Below are 26,921 nucleotides of genomic sequence, written 5' to 3'. Positions count from 1 at the left end.
AGTGGTGGCCCTACCAGCCACATCCCGGCACTCGAGTCCCCCGCCTTGGCTGCTACCTTCCGGTCCTGACCAGGTCGACGGGTTATCAATGCGAGCCCAAATAAATCAGGCACTTGGGGATGGAACTGATTGCCATCAACAAGATTTCTAAAATCAAGATGTAACAACTAACCCGACCAAAGTAATCCACATGAAGTGGAGTAGCTATAGGGGCAATTGAGGAGCCCATGATAACTGCCCACCCCTAATGCTTCAAGCCAATGAAGAACAGACGTAGTAAGCCAACATAAAACAGCGCCACAGGTGAAAGAAAAGCGGGTAATAGAAGCTCACTGGAAATCCAGTAGTTGGCCTTTGGCTCTGGTATCTAAGGGATGTTGTGAAGAGGATCAAGTAACGATGAGAGACCTTTCAGCATAATAAGCTCCATAGTGAATCGGAGACTTTTATGCGTATTTTAAGTGCTAGCTTATTTTCCCTTCTTGTCTTGTTTGGATTGCCTATTGCTGCCGCATCTGAAGATTCAGAAGAGTGCATTCAAGCAAGAGAAGAGGCTGAGAGTGCGGCAGACGTTCTTGCAACAGCAGCGAGCTCATTACATTCATGCGCAACAAATCTGGATCTTGAAGATGACTGTTCGTATGAGATGAGTAATGCGCAAAGTGCACATTCTGATTATGAATCAAGTGTTGCTGATGTCAGCAGTTACTGTGAATAACTTACCATTCTTAGAGACACCTGCATTCCAAACAAACACTGTTCAATAAACAGCCAGAGAAACTCGTTCCAGCTCAGACCAACTTGGCATTTCCCCAGCTTGTACAGATCTGGTCTTCATTAGACCTCCCTCTATTCCAGCAGGAATGGGGAGATCCCCAAAGTATGGAGATCACCGAGTTTGAGGGGGGGCTGATAGGTATCTTATAGATAAGATTATTGGGATAGTCTTTATTGGTAATCATCACTAGCCAGAGCTGGCATTCATTCCCAATGAGCAAACGATGTCAGATCTGATAGAAGGTCTGGTAGATAATACTTTTTTGATAATCATCCCAGACCAAGATCGATGGGTTCAGGCTATCCCTGTAAACTCAAGCCTATGCTGCCTGACACTCCGACCAGACCGAGGAGTGATCTGACGGATTACTAAATAATGTCAGACTATTTCCAGTTGGCCCCCTTCCGATTTGTTCCCCAAGTTCTAGCTTAGCAAGGTAGTAGTCGATTGATTTACTCGCACTAATAGCAGCATTAGCTAGCTGACTCACGTATTGCTTGCTGACAGTGTCTGCCATTCGAGACTCGAGGAACGCCTTCACATTGGCATTGGTCAGCGTGGGGAAAGCCATGAGTAGCTTGATGATGAGTGTTGTATTTAATGGTTTTCCTGTGTACTTCTCGGAATTGTTCAACCTTGCAGCTCCAACAATCACATCATTGCACCAGCTTGGCAACTCGTAGATAGACGGGACTTTAAAAGGTAGCAGCAACCCATCTTCCAACGGGAGAGAAGTGCTATAGCGGTAAAGCCATTGGCGGACAAAGCGATTATCGTGGGTAAATACTGGACGGCCACGCTTAGGGGTAGCGATGGAATTAGTCAGTTCGGTCATTCAGTTTTCTCTGGTTTGGTTGGTTTATCTCATGGGCTGTTCTCCATTGGTCAGGGTTTATTGGAAGACAATTTTACAAAGGAAGGATCACGAGGACAAGCTGGCAGGCTGTCCAAAAACAGGGGCGGTAAGAAAGAGGGTCGATAGATTTGTTCTCTCCTATGGTCAGGGTTTATTCAAATCAGCCAAGCATCGGACAGGTGATAGGCTGCCAGTGGATAGAGGCATCGACAGGAAGCCATCTCAATGATCCTCTGTGATTATCCATGGCCAGCACCTAAGCTACCCCATAGGCCAGTTATGCGATTGCTCAGAGATCGTTTGGTGCGTGTAGTGGTCAACTCATGGTGGAAGATTGAATGAGGAAGCAGAGCGAGAGGAACCTGACTCCTCTTGATGTCTATAGGTTACTCGGATAGTTCCCCGCTCTCTCGCGCCTTCTTCAGCACTCGCATGACGGTAGCTCGTGACATACCAGTCATCTCCACAATGTCCCCCACTGACACGCCATTGCGCCTGAGGTCAACCATGACTTTGTGCTTGGCAACATCAGCTGTGCTTCCCCTGTACTTGCCCGCCTCCTTAGCCTTGGCAATGCCTTCAGCTTGTCGCCTTCTGCGATCCTCATAGTCTTTCCGAGCAAAGGCAGCAAGAAGTTCAAGCATCATCAGGTTCACCGCCCCAAGGATCCTCTGAGTCATGTCTGCGGCTCCAACCTGTCCCTTGTCCATAGCTCCCCAAGAGGTGGGTAGATCCAAAGCGACTATACGCACCCCAGCATCTTCAACGGCTCGTTTGAGTTGCTGCCATTCGGATTCAACTAGACGACTCAGGCGATCCACTTGCTCCAGCAGCAAGACATCTCCAGGTTGAGCGTCAGCCAGCAGACGGGTCAACTCGGGACGCTCCAAGTGTGCGCCAGATACGTTCTCCGCATACCACGCTGCTACTGTATGGCCTCGCTCTTGGGCAAAGTCTGCAAGTGTCTGACGTGCCCGTTGTGCATCTTGTTCTTGTGTACTGGCCCGCAGGTATGCCCTCACAAACATCTTTTCTCCTTGTCTCTCAGTCGTAATGTCAGTGCCGATCATTCATCAGTCATGTCTCAATCAAGTAGGCTCACTATAGTTGTCTCATTGAAGTAGGGTCAATGATTTTTTTATCACTTATTGGGGCACATAAACTATGTATCGTTGATGTATACCTCACTGATACATACACAAACCCAGAGCCGACAAGGCATCAGAGGGTTCAGAAGTGAGTGAATGAGGGACAGCAGTACGACAGGGAGTCAGTCGGTTAGATCTCAAAGAGGGGTGATGATAGAGCGGCAGAACAGCAACAGGGCCAAGATAAACGAGGGGCAGTATAGGGCAGGTATCCCCCTCCTCTTGCTTGCCCTATGGACAGGCTGCCAGCTCCAGAGACAGGACGGACAAGGGGGGTGACAAGAGATTGAACAGAGGGGTGGCACGGGGGGAACTAGGGGTGACAGTAATGTCTTAAAAGCCCTCACAGATTTTTTTCAGAATTTACCGAGTAGTTTTTATCGAGTAGCATGTTTTTCGCCAGCACAACGCTCAAGGAGAAGACTTTAGATGCAAAGAAATTGGGATACAGTCCGGCTGATTCTCACCAAGCTTGAGGATAAGAAAGTAACGCCACACTACTTGACGCTAGAAGACTTTGGAGACATTGATGCACAGAAAAAGCATGAGATTTCTTATCATGTAAGATTGCTCATGGAAATTGGCTTAATTGAAGGGAAAATTCAGTCTTTAATCGGTGGAGGAGGCCCCTCTGACTTTGCAATAATTCGGCTCACATGGTCTGGACATGAGTTTCTAGATTCTATACGTAACGATACCGTATGGAACAAGACTAAAGAGGTATTTGCATCCAAGGGGCTCGACATGACCTTTGATAGTATAAAGACCGTTGCATCTTGGTGTCTGACTTCAATGCTTGATTTGGCCAAATAGATAGCGTGAGGCCTACCCCATGAACAGGGCCAAACCTCAGGCCATCCATTTAGCCGTGTAATCAGGCTGGCAACAGGCCCTCACTCGGGGGCTGGGCATTCGCTTACCCTTTATAAGCCTGCCCTTCACCTTATTACAGGTTTAAAATCACCTAACTCAATTGGAGTGAGTCGACTTTCTTTTATCCCAAGTCTCAATAATAAACGTAACTAAAGTGTGAGCGGAATGTATCGCTAAGCGCGCATGTCTAGGTTCTAAGTTGTATCGAGTGCGGCCTTTACCATGCGATGCTGAAGCGTGTGTCCTCAATGAACCAATACCAGTGACAATCGCAGATAACCCACCCAAGATCGCTTTGAGGTCGTTATCCTCCAGATTACGGGGTTCGAGTCCTAGCTGTTCTTTGACCACTCCCCAGACACTTTTAATGTCTTTCTTCTGGGGCATTTGCTCTGGTACCTCATCTTCTATGTAAGTTTGGCAAAGTGATTCAAGTATGTTGCAGGCAGCAAGGACTGCTTCACTGGGATCTTTCGTTACATTTTCCAAGGCCCGCTCGAATTCAATCTCAATCGATTTGAGGTCTCGTCCTCGAATTAATTCAGATAGCGTTTGGGTTGGGGTACTGAGCCCCTCCGTAATCCGCCCCCCTTGCGTATACGTCAGATTGTTGTTTGCCAGTATTGTTTCAATTCTCTTAATTGCTTTACTCGTTGGGGACTCAGTTGGAGGGAGGCCGAACAGACTAACGCTCTGAGTGTCTTGATACGCTGGGTCATCAAGGTACTTTTCCAAGATAGCTGCGGCGACATTCAATGGAGCTGGATGTTCTCTGTTCGTTCGTTGAAGCCATGTAAGGCATTTGTTTAATTTATTTATGCCAGGATCATTTACATCTGGAGACTCTCCCGAAGCCTCTGCATGCATGAAGAGCGAATTGATTTGTGCATGTGTTTCGTTTGCAACAACTAGTTCACTAATAGCTGAGATAAGAGGCATGGGAATTTTTGTAATCATAAGCCTTCCTAAGGATTGATTTTTTTTGAATGTAACAGCCTAAAGCCACTAAACCAACTTGCTTCTTCCTACTCAATTGCTCCATTTTGATCCATTCATACCGACTTCTGAAGTCCCTCATAGTGCCTGTTCGATAGCGGCCTGCAACTTCTCGACAGCTACCCCACCGCCATACCTGTCGTAACTGATGGCACCATTGGTATGCCCCAAGATCGCAGCCGCGTACTGTAGCGGTACACCATGATCTTTTAACGCTGTTGCCACGGTATGCCGCAGGCTATGGAAGTCTTTGTCTACAGGGCGATGACGACTAAACCACTGCCCCCAAAGATGGCTGTAACCGTCTTGTCGATGAGGTAGCTCAGGGAACAGCCGCCCCCCTGCCCTTTCCTGCACAAAGCCGATAAAGCCGCCAGCAATCAGCGAGGAGTGAATAGGGATCAGGCGGGCACTGTTGGCCGTCTTGAGCTTCTGGTCTGGGCGGTTGTCTCTGATGTTCAGGCACCATACCTCGTCGACCTGCTGCACATCGTCTGCGTACAACTGGCAGATTTCATTGGCTCTCGCTCCGGTATACAGGCCGAGCAACGCTATCCACTTGCGGTATGGCTCCTGTTCTTTCGCCCACTGGATCAATCGCTGTTTCTCCGCAGATGTGTACCCACAGCGAGCATTGACCTCTTTGACCCGTTGTAACTTGAGCCCAGCGAAGTGATTGACGATGCCCTCGTGGTGATTACCCAGCCAGACGAACAACAGAGAGAGCTTCTGGAGATACTTGTTGATAGTCGTCGGGCTCTTGCCTGAGTTCAGTAATTCGTCCTTGAACTTGACCACATCGGCCTTGCTGTAAGCGGTGGGAGATCTATCCCCCAGCGTCTTGATGAAGTAACCGATGTAGTTCTTCTGGTTGCTGAGCTCTTTGGGAGCCCAAGACAACGCCTTCTCTTTCAGATAACGCTCACTGAGCTCTGAAAGTACAGGGGATGCAATGGCAGAAGGAGCCGCAGGGACTGACTGAGGGGCTGGCTTGGTCGCAGATGGTGTCTGTTGCTGTAGCCGCTGAGGCTCCGGCAGGGAGCTTGGCTGAGGTTCTGGTTGGACAGACTCAGGTTTTACCCAAGAACGCGCACAGGCAAGCATCTTAGCCACCTGTTCACGAGCTACCAGCTTGTCCCGAGTACGGAGAGATTTCTTGATGTCTTTGCGGCGACCACAGGGGAGCACTGTCACCTTGCGGTAGTACCAGATACCTTGAGGGCTGAGCCAGAGATTCACAGAGAAGACTCCTGATTCATCCACACAAAGTGGATTACCAAGAGGTCTGAAGGGGGGCTATTAGCTGTAACTTATTGAATTGCAGAAACAAGTGGTGGCCCTACCAGCCACATCCCGGCACTCGAGTCCCCCGCCTTGGCTGCTACCTTCCGGTCCTGACCAGGTCGACGGGTTATCAATGCGAGAGGACCAATAGGACCACCGGCGAGGAGAATAGGCAAACTGGGCGTTCAATGCAACGGCTTTCTACCCTCCAACAGATCGTTTGCCTTATTTTTCAACAATCTGCCGAATGAATCAGCTAAACAGCATAAATTTCGCCCCCACCAGCAGCATCAGCAGGGCAAAGGCCTGCTTGAGGCGTGTGGGTGACAGGCGGTGTGCCAGCTTGGCGCCAATGCGGGCGAACTGGGTACTGGTCAGCACAATGCCCAGCAGGGCGGGCAGATAGATGTAGCCCACACTCCACTCGGGCAGATCGGCATGATCCCAACCCGCATAGAGGTAGCTGAGGCTCCCCGCCAGCGCGATGGGCATGCTGCAGGCTGCAGAGGCCGCTACCGCATTGCGCATCGGCACCGAGTTCCAGCTCAGGTAAGGGACGGTGAGCGAGCCACCGCCAATGCCAAACAGCGCGGACATCCAGCCTATCACTGTGCCAGCAATGCCGGTGCCGAACGCTCCTGGCAGGTGTCTTTCCGCCTTGGGCTTGAGGTTAAGCCCCATCTGCAGCGCCATAGTCCAGGCGAAGCAGCCGATAATGATATTGAGGGTGCTGGTACTGAGCAGATTGGCCGTCATACCACCGAGCCAGGCACCAACCAGCATGCCCGCCCCCAATCTGCGGATCATCACCCAGTCGACGGCACCCGCTTCCTGATGTGCTCTAAGCGAGCTGAATCCGGTAAAGATCATTGTGGGCAACGAGGTGCCGAGGGCCAGATGGGTAATTATTTCAGGGTCGATACCCTGAGCGCGAAAGGTCATGACCAGCACGGGGACAATGATCAATCCACCGCCAATCCCGAACAGCCCTGCCAGCATGCCGGCAAAGGCGCCCAGCAGGAGGTAACCCATAAACAGCATAAAAATTCCTGTTTTGAACGATAAACGGCCAACACGGCCGGGCAACAGTGGATATCAGCATGAAAAAAAAGAGATGGCGCGAGGGCCATCTCTTCATTGTGCCGCTCAGTTCAGCGGAATGGTACCGTCCATCACCTTGTAGAAGGCCAGCACGGCACAGCCGAGCAGAGCCGCCGTCATCCCCTGCTCCAGCCGGTTAAGGCCACGCAGACCGTGATGCTGACGCGCCTTCCAGTAGATGAAGATGCCCGGACTATAGAGCAGCGCCACCAGCAACAGGTACTCCACACCGGCAGCGTAGACCAGCCAGCAGCCGTAAACGGTCGCCACCAGAGCCAGCAGCAGGTCACGCTTGCGCTGATGGGGTTGACCCTGATAGGTCTCCCCTTTCAATGCCAGCTTCAGGCCATAGGCACCGGAGAAAACGTAGGGCACCAGCGCCGCCGAGGTGGCAATGTTGACCAGCGCCAGATAGGTGCTGCTCTGGAAGTAGATGATGATCAGGAAGATCTGCACCAGACAGGTAGAGCACCAGAGGGACACCTGCGGCGAGCCGTTTTTGTTCTCCTTGGCAAACCAGCCCGGGAAGACGCCGGTCTTGCCTGCGATGTAGGGCACTTCAGCGGCCAGCACGGTCCAGCTGAGCAGAGCCCCCATCACCGACACCACCAGACCGATGTTGATAAGCCAGGCGCCCCAGGGGCCGACTACGGCTTCGAGGATCATGGCGGTCGAGGGGTTCTTGAGCGCCGCCAGTTGCGGCTGGCTCATGACACCCAGCGAGAACAGGGTCACCATCACGTAAAGCGTCAGGGCGCCGAGCAACGCCAGCACGGTAGCGCGGCCCACATCCTTGCGATGACGGGCACGGGCAGAGACCACCACGGCCCCTTCAATCCCGATAAAGACCCAGAGGGTCACCTTCATGGTGGACTTGACCTGATCCATCACGGAGCCCAGCTCCATGTTGTTCTGGCCCCAGATATCCAGAGTGAAGGTATCCATGTTGAAGGCCAGCAGGATCGCGACACAGAAGACGATGAGCGGCACCATCTTGGCGATGGTGGTGACGATATTCACCAGTGCAGCAACCTGTACCCCGCGCAGCACCAGCGCATGCACCGACCAGATCAGGATGGAGGCCAGCGTGATGGCCACCGGCGTATTGCCGTCACCGAAGATGACGTTGTCAGGCGTATCGAAGAAGTAGCTCAGGGCGCTGAACACCACGATGGCGTAGGAGACGTTGGCCAGCAGTTGGCAGAGCCAGTAACCCCAGGCGGCGTTGAAACCGATGAAATCGCCGAAACCGGCCTTGGCATAGCTGAAGATACCGCCATCGAGATCGGGGCGGCGCATGGAGAGGTTCTGATAGACCAGCGCGAGACAGATCATGCCAAGACCGGTGATGGCCCAACCCAGGGCGACCGCCCCGGCACTGGCATGCGCAGCAATGTTTTGTGGCAGACTGAAGACCCCGGCGCCGACCATGGAGCCGATCACCAGCGAAATGAGGGCGCCCAGCCCTAGTTTCTTGTCCATTTCAATCCTGTTTATTTAGGCGGCGGCAGAGCGTCCGTATTCATACTGCGCGCAATATGGGAGGGGCTGGGAATCCTGACCCCGTGAAAAAGGCGGCAACTATATTGCATGACTATTCCGACCGCAATCCCTCGTCCCGTCAATCATGCACCGCCTTGACCGCGCGCAATTTTACAGCACTGACCCATATGGCCTGTGAGCTGGCTCAAATTAACCAAGACCCGTTGATATTTCTCATTTTTCTGCCAACGTGACCTGACTCGCATGGTCCCCATGCATCCCCATTCAGCCCTTTGCTGTATAAATAATCTGCATAAAAAAGCCCCGGTGGAAACACCGGGGCCCATGGTGTAAATCCCTATAAACGCAAACCGCCATCCAGTTCTATCATCCGTCCCGACAGATAGTCGTTGGCAAGAATAAAGCTCACCGTCTCTGCCAGCTGTTGCGCCTCGCCAAGGGTGCCGACTGGAATGGCCTGCTGCATCCGCGCCATCGCCTCCGGCTTCATCGCCGCCGTCATGTCGGTGGCAAACACCCCAGGGGCGATCCCCATCACCCGAATGCCGTGGCGCGCCAGCTCGCGCGCCCAGGTCACCACCAGCGAAGCGACCCCCGCCTTGCTGGCGGCATAGTTGCTCTGGCCAATATTGCCGGCGCGGGCGATAGAGGAGATGTTGATGATAACGCCCTCCTGCCCCCCTTGCGCCATCAGCGCCGCCCCCTCGCGACCGCAGAGGAAGGTACCTGTGAGGTTGACGTCAATCACGCTCTGCCACTGGGCCAGCGTCATCTTCTCCACCAGCTCACCCTCTTTCACCTTGATCAGCATGCCATCGCGCAAAATGCCGGCGCAGTTGATAAGACCGTGCAGCACGCCAAAACTCTCCTTGATGGCAGCAAAAACCGACTCAACCTCGGCTTCGCTCGCCACATTGCAGACAAACAGCTCGCACTGGCTATCTTGATCGCACTGATCATTCTGACTGCGCACCAGGGCTGCGGTCGCCTCCAGATCGGCGCGATTGATGTCGAGCAGCGCCAGCGTCGCCCCCTGTGCGCCCAGGGCCAGCGCAATGGCCCGTCCCAAGCCACGTCCAGCGCCGGTAATAACGATGACCTTATCTTTGATATCCATCAATGCTCCTTGTAGCTGGTCGAAGGGAGATGCCTTGAAGAGAGGTGGCCCGTCAGGCGGGATCCTGTTTATCCAGATAGAGTTCGACGATGCTGGAGAAATCGCGGCTCCCCTGCCCCTGAGCGGCATGCAGGTTGAACAGGTTACGTGCGAGCGCCCCCATCGGCACAGCGCTGTGGCCATGCTCGGCCAGCGCCATGGCCAAACCCAAATCTTTCACCATCAAACGGGTCATAAAGCCCCCCTGATAGTTGCGGGCGGCAGGGACATTCTCCATCACCCCGGGCCAGGGGTTGTAGCGCTCCAGACTCCAGTTGTTGCCGGAGCTCTTGCCCATGATGGTGGAGAGCACGGCGGGATCCAGCCCCTCCTTCACCCCGAGGGCCAGCGCCTCGGCAGTGCCCGCCATATGGATCGCAAGCAGCATGTTGTTGCACATCTTGGCGATCTGCCCGGCACCCAGCGCCCCGGCGTGAAACAGGTTCTGCCCCATGCTGGCGAGCAAGGGTTTTGCCGCCTCGAAATCTGCCGCGTCGCCGCCAACGATAAAGGTGAGCGTCCCGGCGGCTGCACCGGCGACACCGCCCGATACGGGGGCATCGATAAAGCGCAAACCGCGGGCGCGGGCCGCCTCCCCGACCTGACGGGCAGAGTCGACATCGATAGTTGAGCAGTCGATCACCAGTGCGCCAACCGGCAGGGCTGCCAGCAGATCCTGCCCCTCAGACAACCAAAGATCGCGCACATGCTCCCCCGCAGGGAGCATGCTGATCACCACCTCGCAGCCGGTCACCGCCTCACGGGCATCCCCCGCTGCGATGCAGCCAGCGGCGATAGCGTGCTCAATGTTTTGGGCAACCAGATCAAACACCTGCACCGTCTGCCCGGCCCTAGCCAGATTTGCCGCCATGGGCCCCCCCATGTTGCCGAGCCCGATAAACCCTATCCTTGTCATCCCGCTTGCTCCTTGCGTTGCTGATGGCGGCGTGCGCCGGTTGCCAAGATGTTATTCCTTGCAGGCCAACGGATTGCGCCCCTGCGGCCAGCGATAGAACTCGTCCAGCCACTTCCCCTCCGGTGGCCACTGTTGCCAGCGGGGATCTTTATCCTTGTCGATCAGCAGTGCCCGTACCCCTTCCACAAAATCCCCCTTCAGCACGCAGTTGACCGAGAGGGTCAGCTCCTCGGCAAATACCTCTGCCAGTGAGTTGCGGCGAGCCTGCCAATATTGACGCCACAAAATGGCGCGGCTGATGGGGCTGCCGGTGCGGCAGAGCTGCTGCGCCTGCTGGAGTACAGTCTCCTGCTCATCGAACTGAGCTTCGAACAACCGCGCCAATACCCCTTGCAACGTGCGCCCCGCCAGCAAGGCATCGATCCTCTGTTGATGGGGCAGCAATACAGGCGCTGGCAACCGGGCCGCCACCTCACGGTGCAATTCCCTGAGCAGCAGATCGATCTGCTCGCGGGGATCACCACTGCCAGCCCACTCGAGCACGGCGAGGCGTGACAACAGCGCACTGCGCTCGCCACTGGCGATGGCGTGATCCGCCAGCCCAAGACCGATGGCATCACTCCCGTTGAAGCGGGCGCCAGTCAGACCGAGCCAGAGCCCGAGCCGCCCTGGCATCCGGCTTAAAAACCAGCTCGCCCCCACGTCTGGGTAGAGGCCAATGGTCACCTCCGGCATGGCGAACAGGCTTCTTTCGGTCACCACCCGAAAATCGGCTCCGGCAAACAGGCCAATGCCGCCCCCCATGCAGATACCGTCCGCCACGCAGATCAGGGGCTTGCGGTAAGAGTGGATGTGGTGGTCGAGCCGGTACTCCTGCTCGAAAAAGTCGCGGGCATATTCGAACAGTTCCGATCCGCTCGCCTCCTGCTTGCGGTAATAGAAGGAGCGAATATCACCACCGGCACAGAACGCCTTCTCGCCAGCCCCCTGCAGCAGCACGCAAGCGATGGCGGGATCCTGCTCCCAACGGGTCAGCGTCTGTTGCAGGATCTGGATCATCGGCAGGCTCAATGCGTTGAGAGACGCAGGGCTATCGAGGATCAACACCCCGATCTGATGGCCATCTTCGGTGGGATAACAGCTAACCTTGACCGGCTCACTCATAAACGGCTCCGTATGGATTTATTCTGTTGGGCCATATTGCCAGCGCGGTAAGCGTTTCTCCAGGAAGGCGGCCACCCCTTCACGCTGGTTGGCATCGCTAAAGAGATCGAGAAACAGCGCTCGCTCAAGGGGCAAGGCGGCATCCCGCGGGCCACTGCGGCCCTGATTGATCAGGGTTTTGCAGGCGCGCAGGGCACTCGGGCTCTGGCGCTCCACCAGATGGGCCATCTGGTGCGCGGCCTCCCACGCCTGACCGGTTTTCACCACCTCCTCCACCAGCCCCATCTCGTAGGCCAGCGAGGCACTCACCTTCTCGCCGCAGAGGATCATCCGCTTGGCCCAGCCCGGCCCCACCAGCTCGGTCAGGCGCTGGGTACCACCGGCACAGGGAAGCAAGCCCACCGAGGCTTCCGGCAGTCCCAGCAACGCCTGCTGCTCGGCGATGCGGATATCACAGGCCAGCGCCACTTCCAGGCCACCGCCCATGGCATAACCATTGATGGCGGCGATACTGACGCCGTGAAAACGGGCCAGCGCCTCGAAGGCCTTGCCAAAGGCCTCGGCTACTTCACGGGCCAGCTCGACATTCCCCTCGACAAACATATTGAGGTCGGCACCGGCGCAGAAAAATTTGTCGCCCGCACCACGGATCACCAGCGCCACCACATCGGGACGACTGTCGAGCTCCACCATCATCTGCAAAAAGGCCTGCAGGCTGGCGAGGGTCCAGGTGTTGGCAGGGGGATGGTCGAGAGTGATATAGGCCACGTGGCCATGATATTCGAGTCTGATCCTTGTCATAACATTGTCCTTGTCGATGAAGCTGCCGCCATGATGACAGGCTTGAATGACACCAACCTGTGGCTGGCTCACAAAGCCGAAACCGGCATGGCATGATGCAAATCGGGTGGCAGGCAACACACCCTTGATGCGACCACCGGTTAGCCCAGCGACAAACCGGAATCGGCCAGCATGCGGCGCGCGATGATGAGTCGCATCACCTCGTTGGTGCCCTCCAGAATGCGGTGTACCCGGGTATCGCGCAGATAGCGCTCGAGCGGATACTCGCGGATATAACCATAGCCGCCAAAGAGTTGCAGAGCCTCATCGCAGACTCGATAACCCACATCGGTGGCAAACCGTTTGGCCATGGCGCACCAGGCACTCTTGTCCGGTGCCCCGCGATCCAGCTTGTCAGCGGCCTGACGCACCAGCAAACGGGCGGCAGCCAGCTCGGTCGCCATATCGGCCAGGCGAAACTGCACGCTCTGGAATTCGCTGATCGGGTGACCAAATTGCTGGCGCTGCTGCACATAGGTCAGCGCATCGTCCAGCGCCTGCTGGGCTGTGCCCACCGAACAGGTGGCAATATTGATGCGCCCCCCATCAAGGGCCTGCATGGCGAACTTGAACCCTTCCCCCTCCGCACCCAACCGATAGCAGGCAGGAATGCGAACCCCATTAAAGACAACCTCCCGGGTCGGCTGGCTGTTCCAGCCCATCTTCTCTTCTGCCTTGCCATAGCTCACACCGGGGGCATTAGCCGGTACCATAAAGGCAGAGATCCCCTTCGCACCTTCACCACCGGTGCGCGCCATCACCACCAGCACATCGCTGCTGCCCGCCCCCGAGATAAAGACCTTGGCCCCCTCGATGAGATAGCTGTCACCCTCGCGCACCGCCCGGGTCTTGAGGGCCGCCGCATCTGAGCCTGCCCCCGGTTCGGTGAGGCAATAGGAGCCCAGCAGCTCGCCACTGGCCAGCTTGGGCACCCACTCTTTGGCAACCTCGGTGGGCAACCAGCTACCCAGCATCCAGCTCACCATGTTGTGGATGGTCAGATACGCAGTGGTCGAGGTACACCCCATGGCGAGGCGTTCAAAGATGAGGCTCGCATCGAGGCGAGGTAGCCCCAATCCGCCAAACTGCTCCGGGGTATAGAGACCGCAAAAACCGAGCTCGGCCGCCTGCTTGATGGTCGGGATCGGAAACTCATGCTCCTTGTCCCAGCGAGCGGCATGGGGTTTGAGCGCCTCATCGGCAAAGGCGGCGGCCGCCTCCACATACGCCTGTTGATCATCGGTCAGGGTAAAATCCATCTCGTCGTTCACTCCCTTGTTGCCTCACGCTTATTTTCCCGCGCTTACTTTCCTGAGTTAGTGCTTTATGACGCGACGCCCACACGCTGCGTCAGTCGGATCTGCCACTATGGCGCTGTTGTCGTGGTAGCTGATGACGCTCTCATAACTACCTCTCTATCGACACACAACAGATTAACAATTGATTTACGTTTACGCTAACGTAAACTTGTGGCAAAAGTGAAGTACAAAAATGGACCGACCACTGCCAGCTGTAACGCCGAGTCAGCCGGTCGAACCCACCTTCCTACCCGATTGTCATATCCGCAAGGAGAGCATGGATGCAGATGGATGAGACCCTGAATGCCCTGACCGAACAGGTTGCGGCTTTCTGCCAGAAAGTGATAGCCCCGCGCGCCAGCGAGATCGATCAGAGCAACGCCTTTCCCCGTGATCTCTGGCCCCGGATGGGTGAACTGGGGCTGCACGGCATCACGGTGACGGAGGAGTATGACGGGGTGAATCTCGGCTATCTGGCCCACGTGCTGGTGATGGAACAGGTAAGCCGCGCCAGCGCCTCGGTCGGCCTCTCCTATGGCGCCCACTCCAATCTCTGCATCAACCAGATCCACCGCCACGGCACGGCGGAACAGAAAGCGCGCTACCTGCCACCGCTGGTGAGTGGCGAGCATGTGGGGGCGCTGGCCATGAGCGAGCCGGGCGCAGGCTCCGATGTGGTCAGCATGCGCCTCACCGCGGAGCGCGAGGGCGATCACTTCGTGCTGAACGGCAACAAGATGTGGATCACCAACGGTCCCGATGCCGACACCTTCGTCATCTATGCCAAGACAGATACCAGTGCCGGCCCCAAAGGGATTTCCGCCTTTATCGTTGAAGCCGACACTCCCGGTTTCTCCACCGCCCAGAAGCTCGACAAGCTCGGCATGCGCGGCTCCAGCACCTGCGAGCTGGTGTTCGACAACTGCCGGGTGCCGCAGGAGAACCTGCTGGGCACCCTGCACGGCGGGGTCAAGGTGCTGATGAGCGGGCTCGATTACGAGCGGGTGGTGCTGGCTGCGGGCCCCCTTGGCATCATGCAGGCCTGCATGGACGTGGTGCTGCCCTATGTGCGTGAGCGCAAGCAGTTCGGTCAAGCCATCGGCGAGTTCCAGCTGGTGCAGGGCAAGCTCGCCGACATGTATACCCGCCTCGCCAGCAGCCGGGCACTGGTCTACTCGGTGGCGAGCGCCTGCGATCAGGGGCGCACCAGCCGTAAAGATTGCGCCGCAGCCATCCTGTTTGCCGCCGAAAACGCCACCCAGATGGCCCTCGACGCGATCCAGCTGCTCGGCGGCAACGGTTACATCAACGAATACCCCACTGGCCGCCTACTGCGGGACGCCAAACTCTACGAGATCGGCGCCGGCACCTCGGAGATCCGCCGCTGGCTCATCGGCCGCGAGCTGATGGGAGAAAATGCATGAGTCGTATCCACTCCCGCCTCGACACGGCGAGCCCGGAATATGCGGCCAATCGGGCCGCCATGCAGGGGCTGGTCGACGATCTCCACGCCCGCATTGCCGAGATCACGCTAGGAGGCGGCGCGGCCAACAACGCCCGCCATCAGGCCCGTGGCAAGCTACTGCCCCGCGAGCGCATCAATCAGCTGCTGGACCTAGGTTCCCCCTTTCTCGAACTGTCGGCGCTGGCTGGCTGGCAGGTCTATGACGAGCCGGTGCCTGCCGCCGGCATCATCACCGGCATCGGCCGGGTTTCAGGCCGGCTCTGCATGCTGGTGGTGAATGACGCCACCGTGAAGGGCGGCACCTACTACCCGCTCACGGTGAAAAAGCACCTGCGCGCCCAGGCCATCGCCGAGCGGCTGCGCCTTCCCTGCCTCTATCTGGTGGATTCCGGCGGCGCCTTTTTGCCGATGCAGGATGAGGTGTTCCCCGACCGGGATCACTTTGGTCGCATCTTCTACAACCAGGCCCGCATGTCGGCCCAGAATATCCCCCAGCTGGCGGTGGTGATGGGGCTCTGCACCGCAGGCGGCGCCTACGTGCCCGCCATGGCGGACGAGTCGATCATGGTCAGGGAGCAAGCCACCATCTTTCTGGCGGGTCCGCCGCTGGTCAAGGCCGCCACCGGCGAGGAGATCAGCGCCGAGGCCTTGGGCGGCGCCGAGGTACACTGCGCCCACTCCGGCGTTGCTGATCATATGGCCCGTGACGATGCCCATGCGCTGGCCATCGCCCGCACGCTGGTGACTCATCTGGGTAACGAGCCGATAGAGAGCAGCCCCGGCTACGAGCCCCCCTGCTACCCGATCGAGGAGCTCTACGGTCTGGTGGGTACCAGTCTCAAACGCCCTTACGACGCCCGTGAACTGATTGCAAGACTGGTGGATAGCTCTGACTTTGACGAATTCAAGGCGCTGTTCGGCACCACTCTGGTGACCGGCTTTGCCCGTATTTGCGGCATGGAGGTGGGGATCCTCGCCAACAACGGCGTGCTGCACAGCGACAGCGCCCAGAAGGGGGCCCACTTTATCCAGCTCTGTAACCGGCGTGCCATCCCGCTGCTCTTTTTGCAGAACATCACCGGTTTTATGGTGGGGAGTAGCGCAGAAAAAGAGGGGATCGCCAAGCACGGCGCCAAGCTGGTAACCGCAGTGGCCTGCAGCCGGGTGCCCAAGATCACCCTAATCGTCGGCGGCAGCTTTGGTGCCGGCAACTACGGCATGTGCGGCCGCGCTTATGAGCCCGATTTTCTCTTTAGCTGGCCCAACAGCCGCATCTCTGTCATGGGGGGCGAGCAGGCGGCCGGAGTGCTGGTGCAGGTGCGTCGGGACAAGCTGGCGGCCGAGGGCAAAGATCTGAGCGAGCAGGAAGCGGCCGCCATCCGAGCCCCGGTGATCGAGCAGTATGAGCACCAGGGTCACCCCTACTACGCCAGCGCCCGCCTCTGGGATGATGGCGTCATTGACCCGGCCCAGAGCCGCGCCGTGCTGGCGCTGGCGCTCGCCGCCTGTCAGGGTGCCCGCATTGAAACCGAGCAGTACGGCATCTTTCGGATGTAAGGAGCAACCTATGTCAGATCCACTTACTTCCTCCCAGAACCCGTTTCGGCTGGAGCGGCACGGCCCGCTGGCCGAGCTGGTGCTGTCGCGCCCGGCCCGCCACAACGCCTTTGATGCCGACCTGATGCTGGGGCTGCTCGACTGCCTCGATGATCTGGCCCATCTCCATGGTCATGATCTCGCCGAACGTCCTCATGCTTTGCTGCTGCGGGCAGAGGGCAAACACTTTTGCGCGGGTGCCGATCTCAACTGGATGCGCAATCTGGCTCACGCCGATTTTGAGCACAATCGCGAAGATGCCCGGGTATTGGCGCGGCTGATGCAGACCCTCGACGAGCTCCCCTTCCCCACGGTAGCGCTGGTGCAGGGGGCCGCCTATGGCGGGGCACTGGGCCTCATCTGCGCTTGCGATCTGGTGCTGGCCAGCGAGGATGCCCGCTTCTGTCTCTCCGAGGTGAGCCTGGGCTTGGTACCTGCGGTGATCAGCCCCTACGTGGTACGTGCCATGGGAATGCGTCAGGCGCGCCGCTTCATGCTCAGTGCCGAGCCGTTCGATGCCATTACCGCCTGTCGGCTCAATGTGGCACACCAACTCTGCCAACCGGATCAACTGCTGGCGGAGGGACGGGCGCAGGCCCTTCGTCTGTGCCGCAACGGGCCGGAAGCGATGAAAGAGACCAAACGGCTGCTGGCGGCGATAGAGGCCCATCCTTCCCGCCTGCACGAAGAGAAAACTGTCGAGACCATTGCCCGGGTTCGGGTGGGACTCGAAGCCCAGGAGGGGATGCAGGCCTTCTTTGACAAACGCCCTCCCGCCTGGCGTCCCCGTTTCAAGGATGAGACATGACCCATCACACTCAGATTAAACGCCTGCTGATTGCCAATCGCGGCGAAATCGCCGTGCGCATCATCAAGACGGCGAAACGCCTCGGCATTCACACCATCGCCCTCTACTCCGATGCCGACGCCCACGCCATGCACACCCACCTGGCAGATGAGGCCTGGCATCTGGGGCCCGTACCGGCCAGAGAGAGTTATCTCGACACCGGCAAGGTGCTGAAGATTGCCAAAGAGGCGCACGCCGATGCCATCCATCCCGGTTACGGTTTTCTGTCGGAAAACAGCGATTTTGCCACCGCCTGCGAACAGCGCGGCCTGCGCTTTGTCGGCCCAAGCGGCGCCGCCATTCTCGCCATGGGCGACAAATCGGGGGCCAAGGCGCTGATGCAGGCTGCCGGCGTACCTGTACTGCCCGGCTATCACGGCACGGATCAGCGGCAGGACTTCTTGCGCGATCAGGCGAGCCAGATTGGCTTCCCGCTACTTATCAAGGCAGCCAGTGGCGGCGGTGGCAAGGGGATGCGTCGGGTCGATCAGCTGGCCGACTTTGACGAGTCGCTGGCGGCAGTCAAACGGGAAGCCAAGGCCGCCTTTGGTGACGATCTGGTGCTGCTGGAGCGCTATCTGCCCCAAGCTCGCCATGTTGAGGTGCAGGTCTTTGCCGATAGCCTCTGCAACGCCATCTATCTGGGGGACAGGGACTGCTCCTTGCAGCGACGCCACCAGAAGGTGATCGAAGAGGCACCCGCCCCCGATATCCCTCCGGCTCTGCGCCGCGCCATGGGGGAGGCAGCCGTGGCCGCAGCCAAGGCCATCCACTATCAGGGGGCTGGCACCATCGAATTTCTGCTCTGCAAGGATGAGTTTTTCTTTATGGAGATGAACACCCGGCTGCAGGTGGAGCATCCGGTCACCGAAGCCGTGACCGGGCAGGACCTGGTGGCCTGGCAGTTGGCCGTGGCCGAAGGCAAGCCGCTGCCACTCACTCAGGAGGAAGTGGTGCTGCGCGGCCATGCGGTGGAGGCGCGTCTCTACGCCGAGGATGTGGCGGCCGGTTTTCTGCCTGCCAGCGGGCCTATCCACTGGCTCCACTGGCCGGATGGCGTGCGCATCGACACCGGCGTTACCGCTGGCGATGAGGTCAGCCCCTATTACGATCCCATGATCGCCAAGCTGATCGCCCACGGCCAGAGCCGCACCGAGGCGTTCGCCAAACTGGCCGATGCGCTGGCGGCACTGGATCTCGGCCCGCTGGAGCACAACGGCGCGCTCTTGCTGCGCCTTTGTGAAGAGCCTGACGTCCTGGCCATGGGCCACCATACCCAGTGGCCCATCCCCACCACAGCACGGCCCATTCCTGAGCTCGCCTGGCCGCTGGCCGCCTTCTGGCTGGCGAGCCGCCCTGCGGGCACCTCCCCCTGGCAGCAAGCCTGCGGATTTCGGCTGGGGCCGGATCGCTGCTGGACAGCGGCGGTGCGCATCGGTGATGAGCGCCGGGTATTGACCCTTAACGATCATGGCGGCCAGCTTGAGTGGCAAGGGGAGACTCATTGCTACCAGAGAGGGGACGACCATATCCGGCTGCAACTGGGTGGCTGCTGGCAACAGATCCCCATTCAGACAGTCGAAGGCTCGGAGGCAGCCTTCATCATGACCCTGGGGGGCCAGCGCATCCGCTTCGCGGCCGATGATCGGCAGCACAGCCACCACCATGATCAGGCAAATGATAAGGCGCAGGGCGCCATCGCCCCCATGCACGGCATAGTGGTGGCCGTGCTGGTCGAGCAGGGGCAAACGGTCAGCAAGGGGCAACCCCTGCTGGTGCTGGAGGCGATGAAGATGGAACACCAGTTGCGTGCAGAGCGGGACGGGGTAATTGAAGCCCTGCAGTGCAAACAGGGCGAACAGGTAAGCCAGGGGACCGTGCTGGTGCGCTTTGCCGAAGAGATAGCTTCACAGGAGGATCACCCATGAACCGATCACAGGACGTCCGTGACGACAGGGTCAGTCTGGTGGAGATGGGGCCGCGAGATGGCCTGCAAAATGAAGCTGCGCCCCTCTCCCTAGTACAGCGGCTGGAGCTGATCCAGCGCCTTTCCGACAGCGGCCTGCAGCGCATCGAGGTGGGTGCCTTTGTCTCTGCCAAAAAAGTGCCGCAGATGGCGGACTCCGCAGCGCTGTTCGAGGCACTGCCGCGCAAGGGCTCAACCCGTTACGGCGCTCTGGTGCCCAATCTGCAAGGCTTGCAGGCAGCCATTGCCGCCCGCGCCGACGAGATTGGCCTCTTCACCGCCTGCTCCGACGGTTTTACCCGGGCCAATATCGGCATCAGCGTGGAGGAGTCGCTGGTACGCTTCGCCCCGCTGGTGCAGGAAGCTCGCCGCCTCGGCATCAAGTTGCGCGGCTACCTCTCCACCGTCATCGCCTGCCCGTTCGATGGCCCGACCCGCCCGAAACGAGTCGCTGCGATGGCCGAGCAACTACTGGATCTCGGTTGCCACGAAATTTCGCTGGGGGACACCATCGGCGTCGGCACTCCGGGCACCGTGGCGCCCATGCTGGATGCGGTGCTGCACGAGCTCCCGGCGGGTCGACTCGCGGTCCATTTTCACGACACCTACGGCCAGGGGTTGGCCAACCTGCTACCCGCGCTGGAGCGCGGCATTCGCACCATCGACTGCTCGGTGGCGGGGCTTGGCGGCTGTCCCTATGCGCCGGGCGCCTCCGGCAATGTAGCGTCAGAAGAGGTGGTCTACCTGCTGCACGGCCTTGGCATGACGACCGGGGTGGATCTCGACAAACTGGCGGCCACCGGCCAGTGGGTGAGCGAGCAGCTCGGCCGTCCCAACGGCTCGCGGGTCGGTCAGGCCCTGCACGCCAATGCCGAGCGGCTGCGCGCCCGCCTCTGCCAGCCACACGCCCAGCAACAGGAGTCATGACCATGTCCCGTTCCCTGCCCGGCAAGGAGATCACCTACAGCATTTCGGAGCTGGCCCACGAATTCGATGTCACGCCGCGCACCATCCGCTACTACGAGGATGAGGGGCTGCTCACCCCGTTGCGGGAGGGGCACACCCGCATCTACAGCCATCGGGACAAGATCCGGCTCAAGTTGACCCTGCGCGGCAAACGGCTGGGGTTTAGCTTGGCCGAGATCCGCGAGCTGTTCGATATGTACGACACCGACAAATCGAGCAAAACTCAGCTCCACTCCATGATCCAGCTGATCGAGGCAAAACGCGGCGCCCTGCGCCAGCAACTGGAGGATATCCAGATGGTGATGGCCGAGCTCGCGGCCGCCGAACAGCGCTGTGTTAATTCCCTTAACAGCTTGAAAACTGGCGCAGATTAACCGAATCTGGGAGCAAGCTATTGCCCTGGGGATCCCATGAGATATTGGTGCTGGTTTTTGCTCTTGTTCAGCCTCTCTGGCTGGAGCCATCCCCTCATCAAGGTTGGCGGATACCCCTATGCCCCCTTTGTGGTCAAACTCTCCGATTCCCGCTATGAAGGGCTGACGCTGGACCTCATCGCCAAGCTAAACGAGATCCAGCAAGAGGTAAGATTCGTGTTTGTTCCCACCTCGGCCGCCAACCGTTACAAGGCGCTCGATCTGGGCCGTTTCTCGCTGATGCTGTTTGAAGACACCAAGTGGGGCTGGGACACAGATAAATTCAAGATAACAGCCCCCTTTCTCGGTGGTGGTGAGGTCTATGTGGCCCTGAACAAAACAGGCCGGGATCAGCGCTTTTTCGATGACCCCTCTCGGCATCATCTTATCGGGGTGACCGGCTACCACTACGGCGTCGGCCAGTTCAATGCTGATCCCCTCTACCTGCAGCGCAAGCTCAATATCACCCTGGTCAAGGACAACATCAGCGCCCTGCAAGCCCTGCTCAAAGGGCGTGGCGAGGTAGCCATTCTCAACGTTTCATACCTTAACCAGTATCTGCAGGCCAATCCCGACACAGCCGACCAGCTGCTGATCTCGCAAAAATGGGATCAACAGTATCAACACCGCGCCATCCTTCACCCTGAGGCCCCCATTACCCCTGCCCAGCTGGAACAGTGGCTGGCAGCGCTGCAACAAAAGGGTGAACTGGATCGCCTTTGGACAAAGTACGGCGTACAACAGCACGCAACCCCATGATTACTATCCAGCTTTTCTGTACCATGGCGGGAACCAAATGGGAGTGCACCAAATGAACACCACCGAGCCCGCGTCCCCCAAGCTCCGCTTGCTGCGCTACCTTGCCTACGCTTTTCTGCTTCTTCTTATCCTGATCACCCTGCTGCTGTGGCAAACCCCCCTTCTGATCCAGCGCTATCTGCCCGGCTGGCTGGCCGAGCACTACGGCCTGCAACTGACGCTGGGGGAGATTGACGTAGGGCTGCGCAACCCTTCTCTCACCCTCGGCGCGACTGCCCTGCTCGATGCCAAGCAGCAGCCCATCATCGGTTTTGAGCAGCTCTTTATCACCCCCGACCTGCAAGCCAGCTGGCAGCAGAAAGGGGTCGTGCTTTCCGCCGTCACCCTGACCAAACCCGTGGTGCTGCTGCAACGGCTGGCAGACAAAAAGGGGGAGGTTCGACTCAATCTGACCGATGCGCTGGCGACCCTGCTCGCCCCTGCGCCCTCCCCCGAGCCCGAAACAGCCAGCGCCCCGCTGCTGGTCGATATTGCCAGCGTCAATGTCACTGACGGGCATGTGCGCTATCAGGATCAACGCAAGGAGAGCGAACCCGGCTGGTTGCCGCCCCTCAGTCTGGAGAAAGTGACCCTCAAGCTCGATAACCTGCGTACCGAGGCAAACCATCCGACCGCCTATCAGCTGAGCGCCGCCATCAACGGCAAAAGCAGCCTCGCCGCTCACGGCAAACTCGATGTGATGAGCGGCATGGGTCAGGGTAAGGTGAGCCTCAAGCAGGTCGAGCTGAAACCCTTCGCCCCGCTCTGGGCACCCTATCTCAAGCTGGATCTGGCCAAGGGCCACGCCAATACAGAGGTGGAGTACCAGCTTAAAGAGGGCAAGCAAGGGGTACTGTGGCAATTGTCCAAAGGCAAGCTGACGCTGGACAACTGGCAGCTTAAAAAACACAAGGGCGACGAATTTGCCCGCTTCGGCCAGCTGGCCCTGAGCGAATTGGCTGTCGATGGCCAGAAACAGTCGCTCCAGATCGGCAAGGTCACTCTGCAACAACCCCTGCTCAAGGCCACCCTCAACCCACAGCAGGAGCTGGATCTGGCTGACTTGCTGATTGAACAGGCCCCCGCCAAACCCGCCAAAGGGGCCCACGCCGCAAACGAGGTGGCCAACAATGCGGCGCCCAAGTCGGCACAACAAGCAAAGACAGCCGGTAACGGCAAGAAACATACGCCAGACAAACCCTGGCAGTGGCAGATCAAGCAGATCCTTATCGACAAGGGCGATCTCACCCTCACCGAATCGAGCAGCGGCAAACCGCAGGCACGCCAGTTCTCCGGCCTCAAGCTGGCGCTGGGGCCACTGGGCAGCAAGGGGGAGCAACCGAGCAAACTGACTCTGGCCACCCAGTTCAACCAGAGCAGCCCCCTGGCCTTTGATGGCCAACTGACCCTGACTCCTTTCACCTTAAGCGGCGACATCAACCAGCAGGGGCTGCCCCTGACACTGGCACAGCCCTATCTGGCCGATCTGGTACGCATCAAGGTGCAGAACGGGCTGCTGAGCAGCAAGACCCGCCTTGATCTCGCCACCACCGCCCAGGGAGATCTGAGCAAGCTGACCCTGCAAGGGGGGCTCGATGTCAACGGGCTCAAAGTAGTCGATCGGGCAGACAATCAGCGGCTGCTGGAGTTCAACACCCTGGCTCTCACCGGTCTGACGTACGACGGCATCAGCCAGCAGATGCGGATCAAGGACATTGCCCTGAACAAGCCCTTCGCCCGCATCGAGATCAACGAAGATGGCACCACCAACCTGCAACAGCTGCTGTTGCCGCAACCGGCGGCAACCAAAAGTACTCAAGCGGCGGCAGGCAGCAAGACTCCCGACTTTCGTTTCACCATTGACCAGCTGCGCACAGAGCAGGGCAACCTGCGCTTTGCCGACCGCAGCCTGAGTCAGGATTTTGTGGCCGATATCGCCTCGCTGGGCGGCCAGAGTCGCCATATCAGCAATATTCCGGGGCAACGCTCCGATCTCGCCTTCAACGGCAAGGTGGATCGCTATGCGCCGGTGACCATTCGCGGCGGTACCAACCTGCTGGTGGCCAACCCAATCCTCGACATCGCGGTCGCTTTCCACAATCTGGAGCTCACCACCTTCACCCCCTACTCGGGCACCTATGCCGGTTATGCCATCGACAAGGGGCAGCTCTCCATGAAGCTGCACTACAAGCTGGAGGGCAATCGGCTGGAGGGGGATAACGACATCACCATCAAGAAGCTGCAATTGGGCGAGAAGATCAAGAGCGATCAGGCCAAGGATCTACCGCTGGGGCTGGCCATCGCCCTGCTGAGCGATGCCAACGGGGTGATACAGATGAACCTCAAGGTGAAGGGGGATCTCGATCAACCGGACTTCAGCATCGGCAATATCTTCTGGGATGTGCTGGGCAACACACTGAGCAAGGCGATTACCTCCCCCTTCTCCCTGCTCGCCTCGCTGGCCGATGGCACCGAAGATCTCGACGAGCTCCCCTTCCTGCCGGGGGATCCCGATCTCCCCCCCACCCAGCAGGAGAAACTGGTCAAGCTGGCGCAGGCCCTCAAGGATAGACCCAAGCTCAGCATGAACATTCGCGGCAAGGTCAACTTCAACGAGGAGCGCCCCATCCTGCAACGGCAAAAACTGGAGCGGGTACTGGCCAAGCTCACCGGCAATCAGGCGGATCTCGACCTGCTGGAACAGGACTCAGCCCTGCAAGAGGCGCTGGCCCGGGCCTATGAAGAGCGCTTTGGCGAAGATCTGGATGACCTGGCCGCTCGGCTCCATCTGGATGAAGAGAGCGCGGCACTGCGGGCCCAGGCGGTGATCCTGCTGCGGGATCAGCAGCTCATCACCGCCAAATCCCTGCGCAATCTCGCCATGCGCCGGGCGCAAAATACCAAGGAGTTTCTGGTCGACAGCCAGGGGATCGCCCCGGAGCGGCTGTTCGTGCTCGACAGCCAGGTCAAGGAAGAGGACAAGGAAGCCAAAGTGATCCTGACACTGGATCAGTAAGGCCGCCGCACTGCACAAAAGCGTAATAAAAATACAACCCCTCAACTATTTTGACACCTTTTGCTCACCAAACAGCCTGTCCTGGTGAGCATTTGGCCTCTGATGCAAATAATCACGTAGTTTTTTTACGATTTATCCCCCTTGCCCCCTTGCGGGCGCGCCGCAGCCTGCCTAAAATCGCGCGTCTTTTGTTAACCCCCCACTCTATTTTTGGAGAACGCCACGTGAGCGAAAAATTGGCCAACCCTGCCCCTCTGGGTCTGATGGGTTTCGGTATGACCACCATCCTGCTGAACATCCATAACGCAGGTTTCTTCCCCATCAGCGCCATGATCCTGGCCATGGGCCTGTGCTACGGCGGCATCGCCCAGATCATCGCTGGCATCATGGAATACAAGCGTGGCAACACCTTCGGTGTGACCGCATTCACCTCCTACGGCCTGTTCTGGCTGAGCCTGGTGTTCCTGCTGATCATGCCGACCATGGGTCTGGCCGAAGCCACTCCGCACGCCTACATGGGTTGGTATCTGCTGATGTGGGGCATGTTCACCCTGTTCATGCTGGTTGGCACCATCAACTACCCGCGCGCCAAGCAGTTCGTGTTCGCCTCCCTGACCGTGCTGTTCTTCCTGCTGGCCGCCCGTGACTTCACCGGCAGCACCCTGATCGGCACCATCGCCGGTTTCGAAGGCATCATCTGTGGCGCCAGCGCCATCTACCTGGCCATGGCCACCGTGATCAACGAACAGTTCGGCCGCACCGTGATGCCGATCGGCGATCACAAAAAAGCCGCCGCCGTACAGCTGAAAGCCGCTGCCTGATAGGCAAGCCACTCAGATTGTGAAAAAGGCACCCTCGGGTGCCTTTTTGCTATCTCGCAAAGATGACGTTCCTGCGCACACATCTTCCCTTTTCAGCCCTACATCCGGATATCCGTCTCTAGCTATTCGGCACTCCTGATACACCTATTTGTGGATATATCCATCAACTAAATAAGGCTCTCTCGGGCCACCACAAGGGATACAGTTTGTTATTCGGTATGAAGCCGTATGACCACTCCCTTTTGTTGGCAACTGTCAGGTGAATACCATCTCCATACATGTAATTTAAATCAAAGTGCCGACCAAGTTATCAGTACTTTTATCTCCCTATGTAAGTTAAAAATTCACTGCGGCGTTAAATCTAATATCCCAGAGGTCAAGGTCCTGACGCCCGATACTGTAATAACCGGTGATAACTTCAAAACGCTGATGACGCTGAGGGGCTACCGCCAGTGCAATCCGTGCAGATCCACTCCACGGGGTCGTACTTTCCATTGTCAGATTTTCATTCAGGATCTGACCATCATTGGGACGCTCAATATCATAACGAACCCCAAGACGCAGGGCCGGTATAATTTGAACCCCATCGGTTGTGGTGAAAATACGACTGATATCCCCTGATGCTTCACTGGTGGCATATTCAAAAGAGTTTTCATTAACCCGCAATGTCACGTTATAAATCTGGTTTGCATAAGGCAATGAGCCTGTGTAATTAAACGCATCGGATTTATTGTGACTGTAAAAGAGGGCAAGCTTGGGCCGCAGCAGATATTCACCAACGTCGTAGCCGCCGGTCAGGTTGGCTGAGATCAACCCGGTCGTTGTCTTGAAACTCCCTTTAAGTACATCGAGTTCGGTATCGTTATCAGTTCGTCCCCATGCAGCCCAGCCATCCAGCAGCCAGTGCGTATCTAGGGAAGGTGCGAACAAGTCCCTGATATGAGATCATGTTTGTCATCTGGAGCCATGGAACAGGGTTCATCATGAGTCATCAACTTACCTTCGCCGACAGTGAATTCAGCAGTAAGCGCCGTCAGACCAGAAAAGAGATTTTCTTGTCCCGCATGGAGCAGATTCTACCATGGCAAAACATGGTGGAAGTCATCGAGCCGTTTTACCC

General features: G+C 57.9%; 23 protein-coding genes, 2 other RNA genes and 1 pseudogene. 12 read left to right on the top strand and 14 right to left on the bottom strand.

The features are described 5' to 3' along the window. Positions 1-8 precede the first annotated feature (8 nt). An RNA gene (gene ffs, locus AB5Y90_RS08715) (signal recognition particle sRNA small type) lies at positions 9-102 on the bottom strand. 346 nt (positions 103-448) lie between these two features. On the opposite strand from ffs (AB5Y90_RS08715), the gene AB5Y90_RS08710 reads away from it, so the two are divergent. After that, positions 449-718: a hypothetical protein gene (locus tag AB5Y90_RS08710; RefSeq protein ID WP_209298659.1), complete on the top strand. Its 270-nt coding sequence runs from the start codon at positions 449-451 to the stop codon at positions 716-718. A gap of 379 nt (positions 719-1,097) precedes the next feature. Here the strand turns inward: AB5Y90_RS08710 and AB5Y90_RS08705 are convergent, their stop codons facing one another. Continuing rightward, entirely contained in the window at positions 1,098-1,613 is a 516-nt protein-coding gene (locus AB5Y90_RS08705; RefSeq protein WP_182963760.1) for a hypothetical protein, read from the bottom strand. A gap of 407 nt (positions 1,614-2,020) precedes the next feature. Then, positions 2,021-2,662: a recombinase family protein gene (locus AB5Y90_RS08700; RefSeq protein WP_064341587.1), complete on the bottom strand. Its 642-nt coding sequence runs from the start codon at positions 2,660-2,662 to the stop codon at positions 2,021-2,023. A gap of 549 nt (positions 2,663-3,211) precedes the next feature. Between AB5Y90_RS08700 and AB5Y90_RS08695 the strand changes: the two genes are divergently transcribed. After that, positions 3,212-3,595 (top strand): DUF2513 domain-containing protein, encoded by a 384-nt coding sequence (locus AB5Y90_RS08695; RefSeq protein ID WP_209298661.1) that lies wholly within the window; start codon positions 3,212-3,214, stop codon positions 3,593-3,595. A gap of 156 nt (positions 3,596-3,751) precedes the next feature. Here the strand turns inward: AB5Y90_RS08695 and AB5Y90_RS08690 are convergent, their stop codons facing one another. The 10 genes from AB5Y90_RS08690 to AB5Y90_RS08645 all read right to left on the bottom strand — a co-directional run bounded on the left by AB5Y90_RS08690 (position 3,752) and on the right by AB5Y90_RS08645 (position 13,874). Next, on the bottom strand, positions 3,752-4,612 hold the full coding sequence (locus tag AB5Y90_RS08690) for an abortive infection family protein (RefSeq protein WP_209298662.1): 861 nt from the start codon (positions 4,610-4,612) through the stop codon (positions 3,752-3,754). 117 nt (positions 4,613-4,729) lie between these two features. After that, positions 4,730-5,890 carry a tyrosine-type recombinase/integrase gene (locus AB5Y90_RS08685; RefSeq protein ID WP_368166813.1) on the bottom strand — a complete coding sequence of 387 codons (1,161 nt, stop codon included), beginning with the start codon at positions 5,888-5,890 and terminating at the stop codon, positions 4,730-4,732. Positions 5,891-5,988: 98 nt separating this feature from the next. Then, positions 5,989-6,085, bottom strand: an RNA gene (gene ffs, locus AB5Y90_RS08680) — signal recognition particle sRNA small type. 102 nt (positions 6,086-6,187) lie between these two features. Further along, positions 6,188-6,976 carry a sulfite exporter TauE/SafE family protein gene (locus AB5Y90_RS08675; protein ID WP_219264012.1) on the bottom strand — a complete coding sequence of 263 codons (789 nt, stop codon included), beginning with the start codon at positions 6,974-6,976 and terminating at the stop codon, positions 6,188-6,190. A gap of 105 nt (positions 6,977-7,081) precedes the next feature. Then, entirely contained in the window at positions 7,082-8,518 is a 1,437-nt protein-coding gene (arcD, locus tag AB5Y90_RS08670) for an arginine-ornithine antiporter (RefSeq protein WP_058057349.1), read from the bottom strand. Positions 8,519-8,876: 358 nt separating this feature from the next. Continuing rightward, the gene (locus AB5Y90_RS08665) at positions 8,877-9,656 is read right to left on the bottom strand and encodes an SDR family oxidoreductase (RefSeq protein ID WP_368166812.1); all 780 of its coding nucleotides are present in this window, start codon (positions 9,654-9,656) and stop codon (positions 8,877-8,879) included. A gap of 52 nt (positions 9,657-9,708) precedes the next feature. Next, a complete protein-coding gene (gene mmsB / locus AB5Y90_RS08660) occupies positions 9,709-10,611 on the bottom strand; it encodes a 3-hydroxyisobutyrate dehydrogenase (RefSeq protein ID WP_368166811.1) in 903 nt (300 codons plus the stop codon). 51 nt (positions 10,612-10,662) lie between these two features. Then, on the bottom strand, positions 10,663-11,775 hold the full coding sequence (locus AB5Y90_RS08655; protein WP_368166810.1) for an enoyl-CoA hydratase/isomerase family protein: 1,113 nt from the start codon (positions 11,773-11,775) through the stop codon (positions 10,663-10,665). An 18-nt stretch (positions 11,776-11,793) separates the two neighbouring features. Continuing rightward, positions 11,794-12,576, bottom strand: a complete 783-nt coding sequence (locus tag AB5Y90_RS08650) for an enoyl-CoA hydratase (protein WP_005345131.1) — start codon at positions 12,574-12,576, stop codon at positions 11,794-11,796. A 140-nt stretch (positions 12,577-12,716) separates the two neighbouring features. Continuing rightward, on the bottom strand, positions 12,717-13,874 hold the full coding sequence (locus AB5Y90_RS08645; RefSeq protein ID WP_368166809.1) for an acyl-CoA dehydrogenase family protein: 1,158 nt from the start codon (positions 13,872-13,874) through the stop codon (positions 12,717-12,719). A gap of 320 nt (positions 13,875-14,194) precedes the next feature. Here AB5Y90_RS08645 and AB5Y90_RS08640 point away from each other — a divergent pair, with 320 nt between their 5' ends. The 9 genes from AB5Y90_RS08640 to AB5Y90_RS08600 all read left to right on the top strand — a co-directional run bounded on the left by AB5Y90_RS08640 (position 14,195) and on the right by AB5Y90_RS08600 (position 25,801). Next, positions 14,195-15,337 (top strand): isovaleryl-CoA dehydrogenase, encoded by a 1,143-nt coding sequence (locus AB5Y90_RS08640; RefSeq protein ID WP_368166808.1) that lies wholly within the window; start codon positions 14,195-14,197, stop codon positions 15,335-15,337. Next, entirely contained in the window at positions 15,334-16,935 is a 1,602-nt protein-coding gene (locus AB5Y90_RS08635) for a carboxyl transferase domain-containing protein (RefSeq protein ID WP_236272489.1), read from the top strand. Before AB5Y90_RS08640 ends, AB5Y90_RS08635 begins: the two co-directional genes overlap by 4 nt. Before the next feature lie 10 nt (positions 16,936-16,945). After that, positions 16,946-17,782 (top strand): enoyl-CoA hydratase-related protein, encoded by an 837-nt coding sequence (locus tag AB5Y90_RS08630; RefSeq protein ID WP_368166807.1) that lies wholly within the window; start codon positions 16,946-16,948, stop codon positions 17,780-17,782. Next, positions 17,779-19,749: a biotin carboxylase N-terminal domain-containing protein gene (locus AB5Y90_RS08625; protein WP_368166806.1), complete on the top strand. Its 1,971-nt coding sequence runs from the start codon at positions 17,779-17,781 to the stop codon at positions 19,747-19,749. Before AB5Y90_RS08630 ends, AB5Y90_RS08625 begins: the two co-directional genes overlap by 4 nt. Beyond that, on the top strand, positions 19,746-20,714 hold the full coding sequence (locus AB5Y90_RS08620) for a hydroxymethylglutaryl-CoA lyase (protein ID WP_307896694.1): 969 nt from the start codon (positions 19,746-19,748) through the stop codon (positions 20,712-20,714). Before AB5Y90_RS08625 ends, AB5Y90_RS08620 begins: the two co-directional genes overlap by 4 nt. A 2-nt stretch (positions 20,715-20,716) precedes the next feature. Continuing rightward, positions 20,717-21,127: a MerR family DNA-binding transcriptional regulator gene (locus AB5Y90_RS08615; protein ID WP_307896693.1), complete on the top strand. Its 411-nt coding sequence runs from the start codon at positions 20,717-20,719 to the stop codon at positions 21,125-21,127. A 36-nt stretch (positions 21,128-21,163) separates the two neighbouring features. Next, complete coding sequence (locus AB5Y90_RS08610) at positions 21,164-21,925, top strand: substrate-binding periplasmic protein (protein WP_368166805.1); 762 nt, start codon at positions 21,164-21,166, stop codon at positions 21,923-21,925. 52 nt (positions 21,926-21,977) lie between these two features. After that, positions 21,978-24,980 carry a DUF748 domain-containing protein gene (locus AB5Y90_RS08605; RefSeq protein WP_368166804.1) on the top strand — a complete coding sequence of 1,001 codons (3,003 nt, stop codon included), beginning with the start codon at positions 21,978-21,980 and terminating at the stop codon, positions 24,978-24,980. Positions 24,981-25,204: 224 nt separating this feature from the next. After that, positions 25,205-25,801: a GPR1/FUN34/YaaH family transporter gene (locus tag AB5Y90_RS08600; protein ID WP_005336948.1), complete on the top strand. Its 597-nt coding sequence runs from the start codon at positions 25,205-25,207 to the stop codon at positions 25,799-25,801. Positions 25,802-26,137: 336 nt separating this feature from the next. Here AB5Y90_RS08600 and AB5Y90_RS08595 read toward each other — a convergent pair whose 3' ends face one another. Continuing rightward, complete coding sequence (locus tag AB5Y90_RS08595) at positions 26,138-26,731, bottom strand: autotransporter outer membrane beta-barrel domain-containing protein (protein ID WP_368166803.1); 594 nt, start codon at positions 26,729-26,731, stop codon at positions 26,138-26,140. Positions 26,732-26,784: 53 nt separating this feature from the next. Here AB5Y90_RS08595 and AB5Y90_RS08590 point away from each other — a divergent pair. After that, positions 26,785-26,921, top strand: a pseudogene (locus AB5Y90_RS08590) (IS5/IS1182 family transposase); the annotation flags it as partial.

The organism is Aeromonas sp. R4-1 (assembly GCF_040908325.1).
Lineage (GTDB): Bacteria > Pseudomonadota > Gammaproteobacteria > Enterobacterales > Aeromonadaceae > Aeromonas > Aeromonas veronii.
The sequence above is the reverse complement of the archived record's forward strand: the minus strand, read 5'-3'. Positions and strand labels throughout refer to the sequence as shown.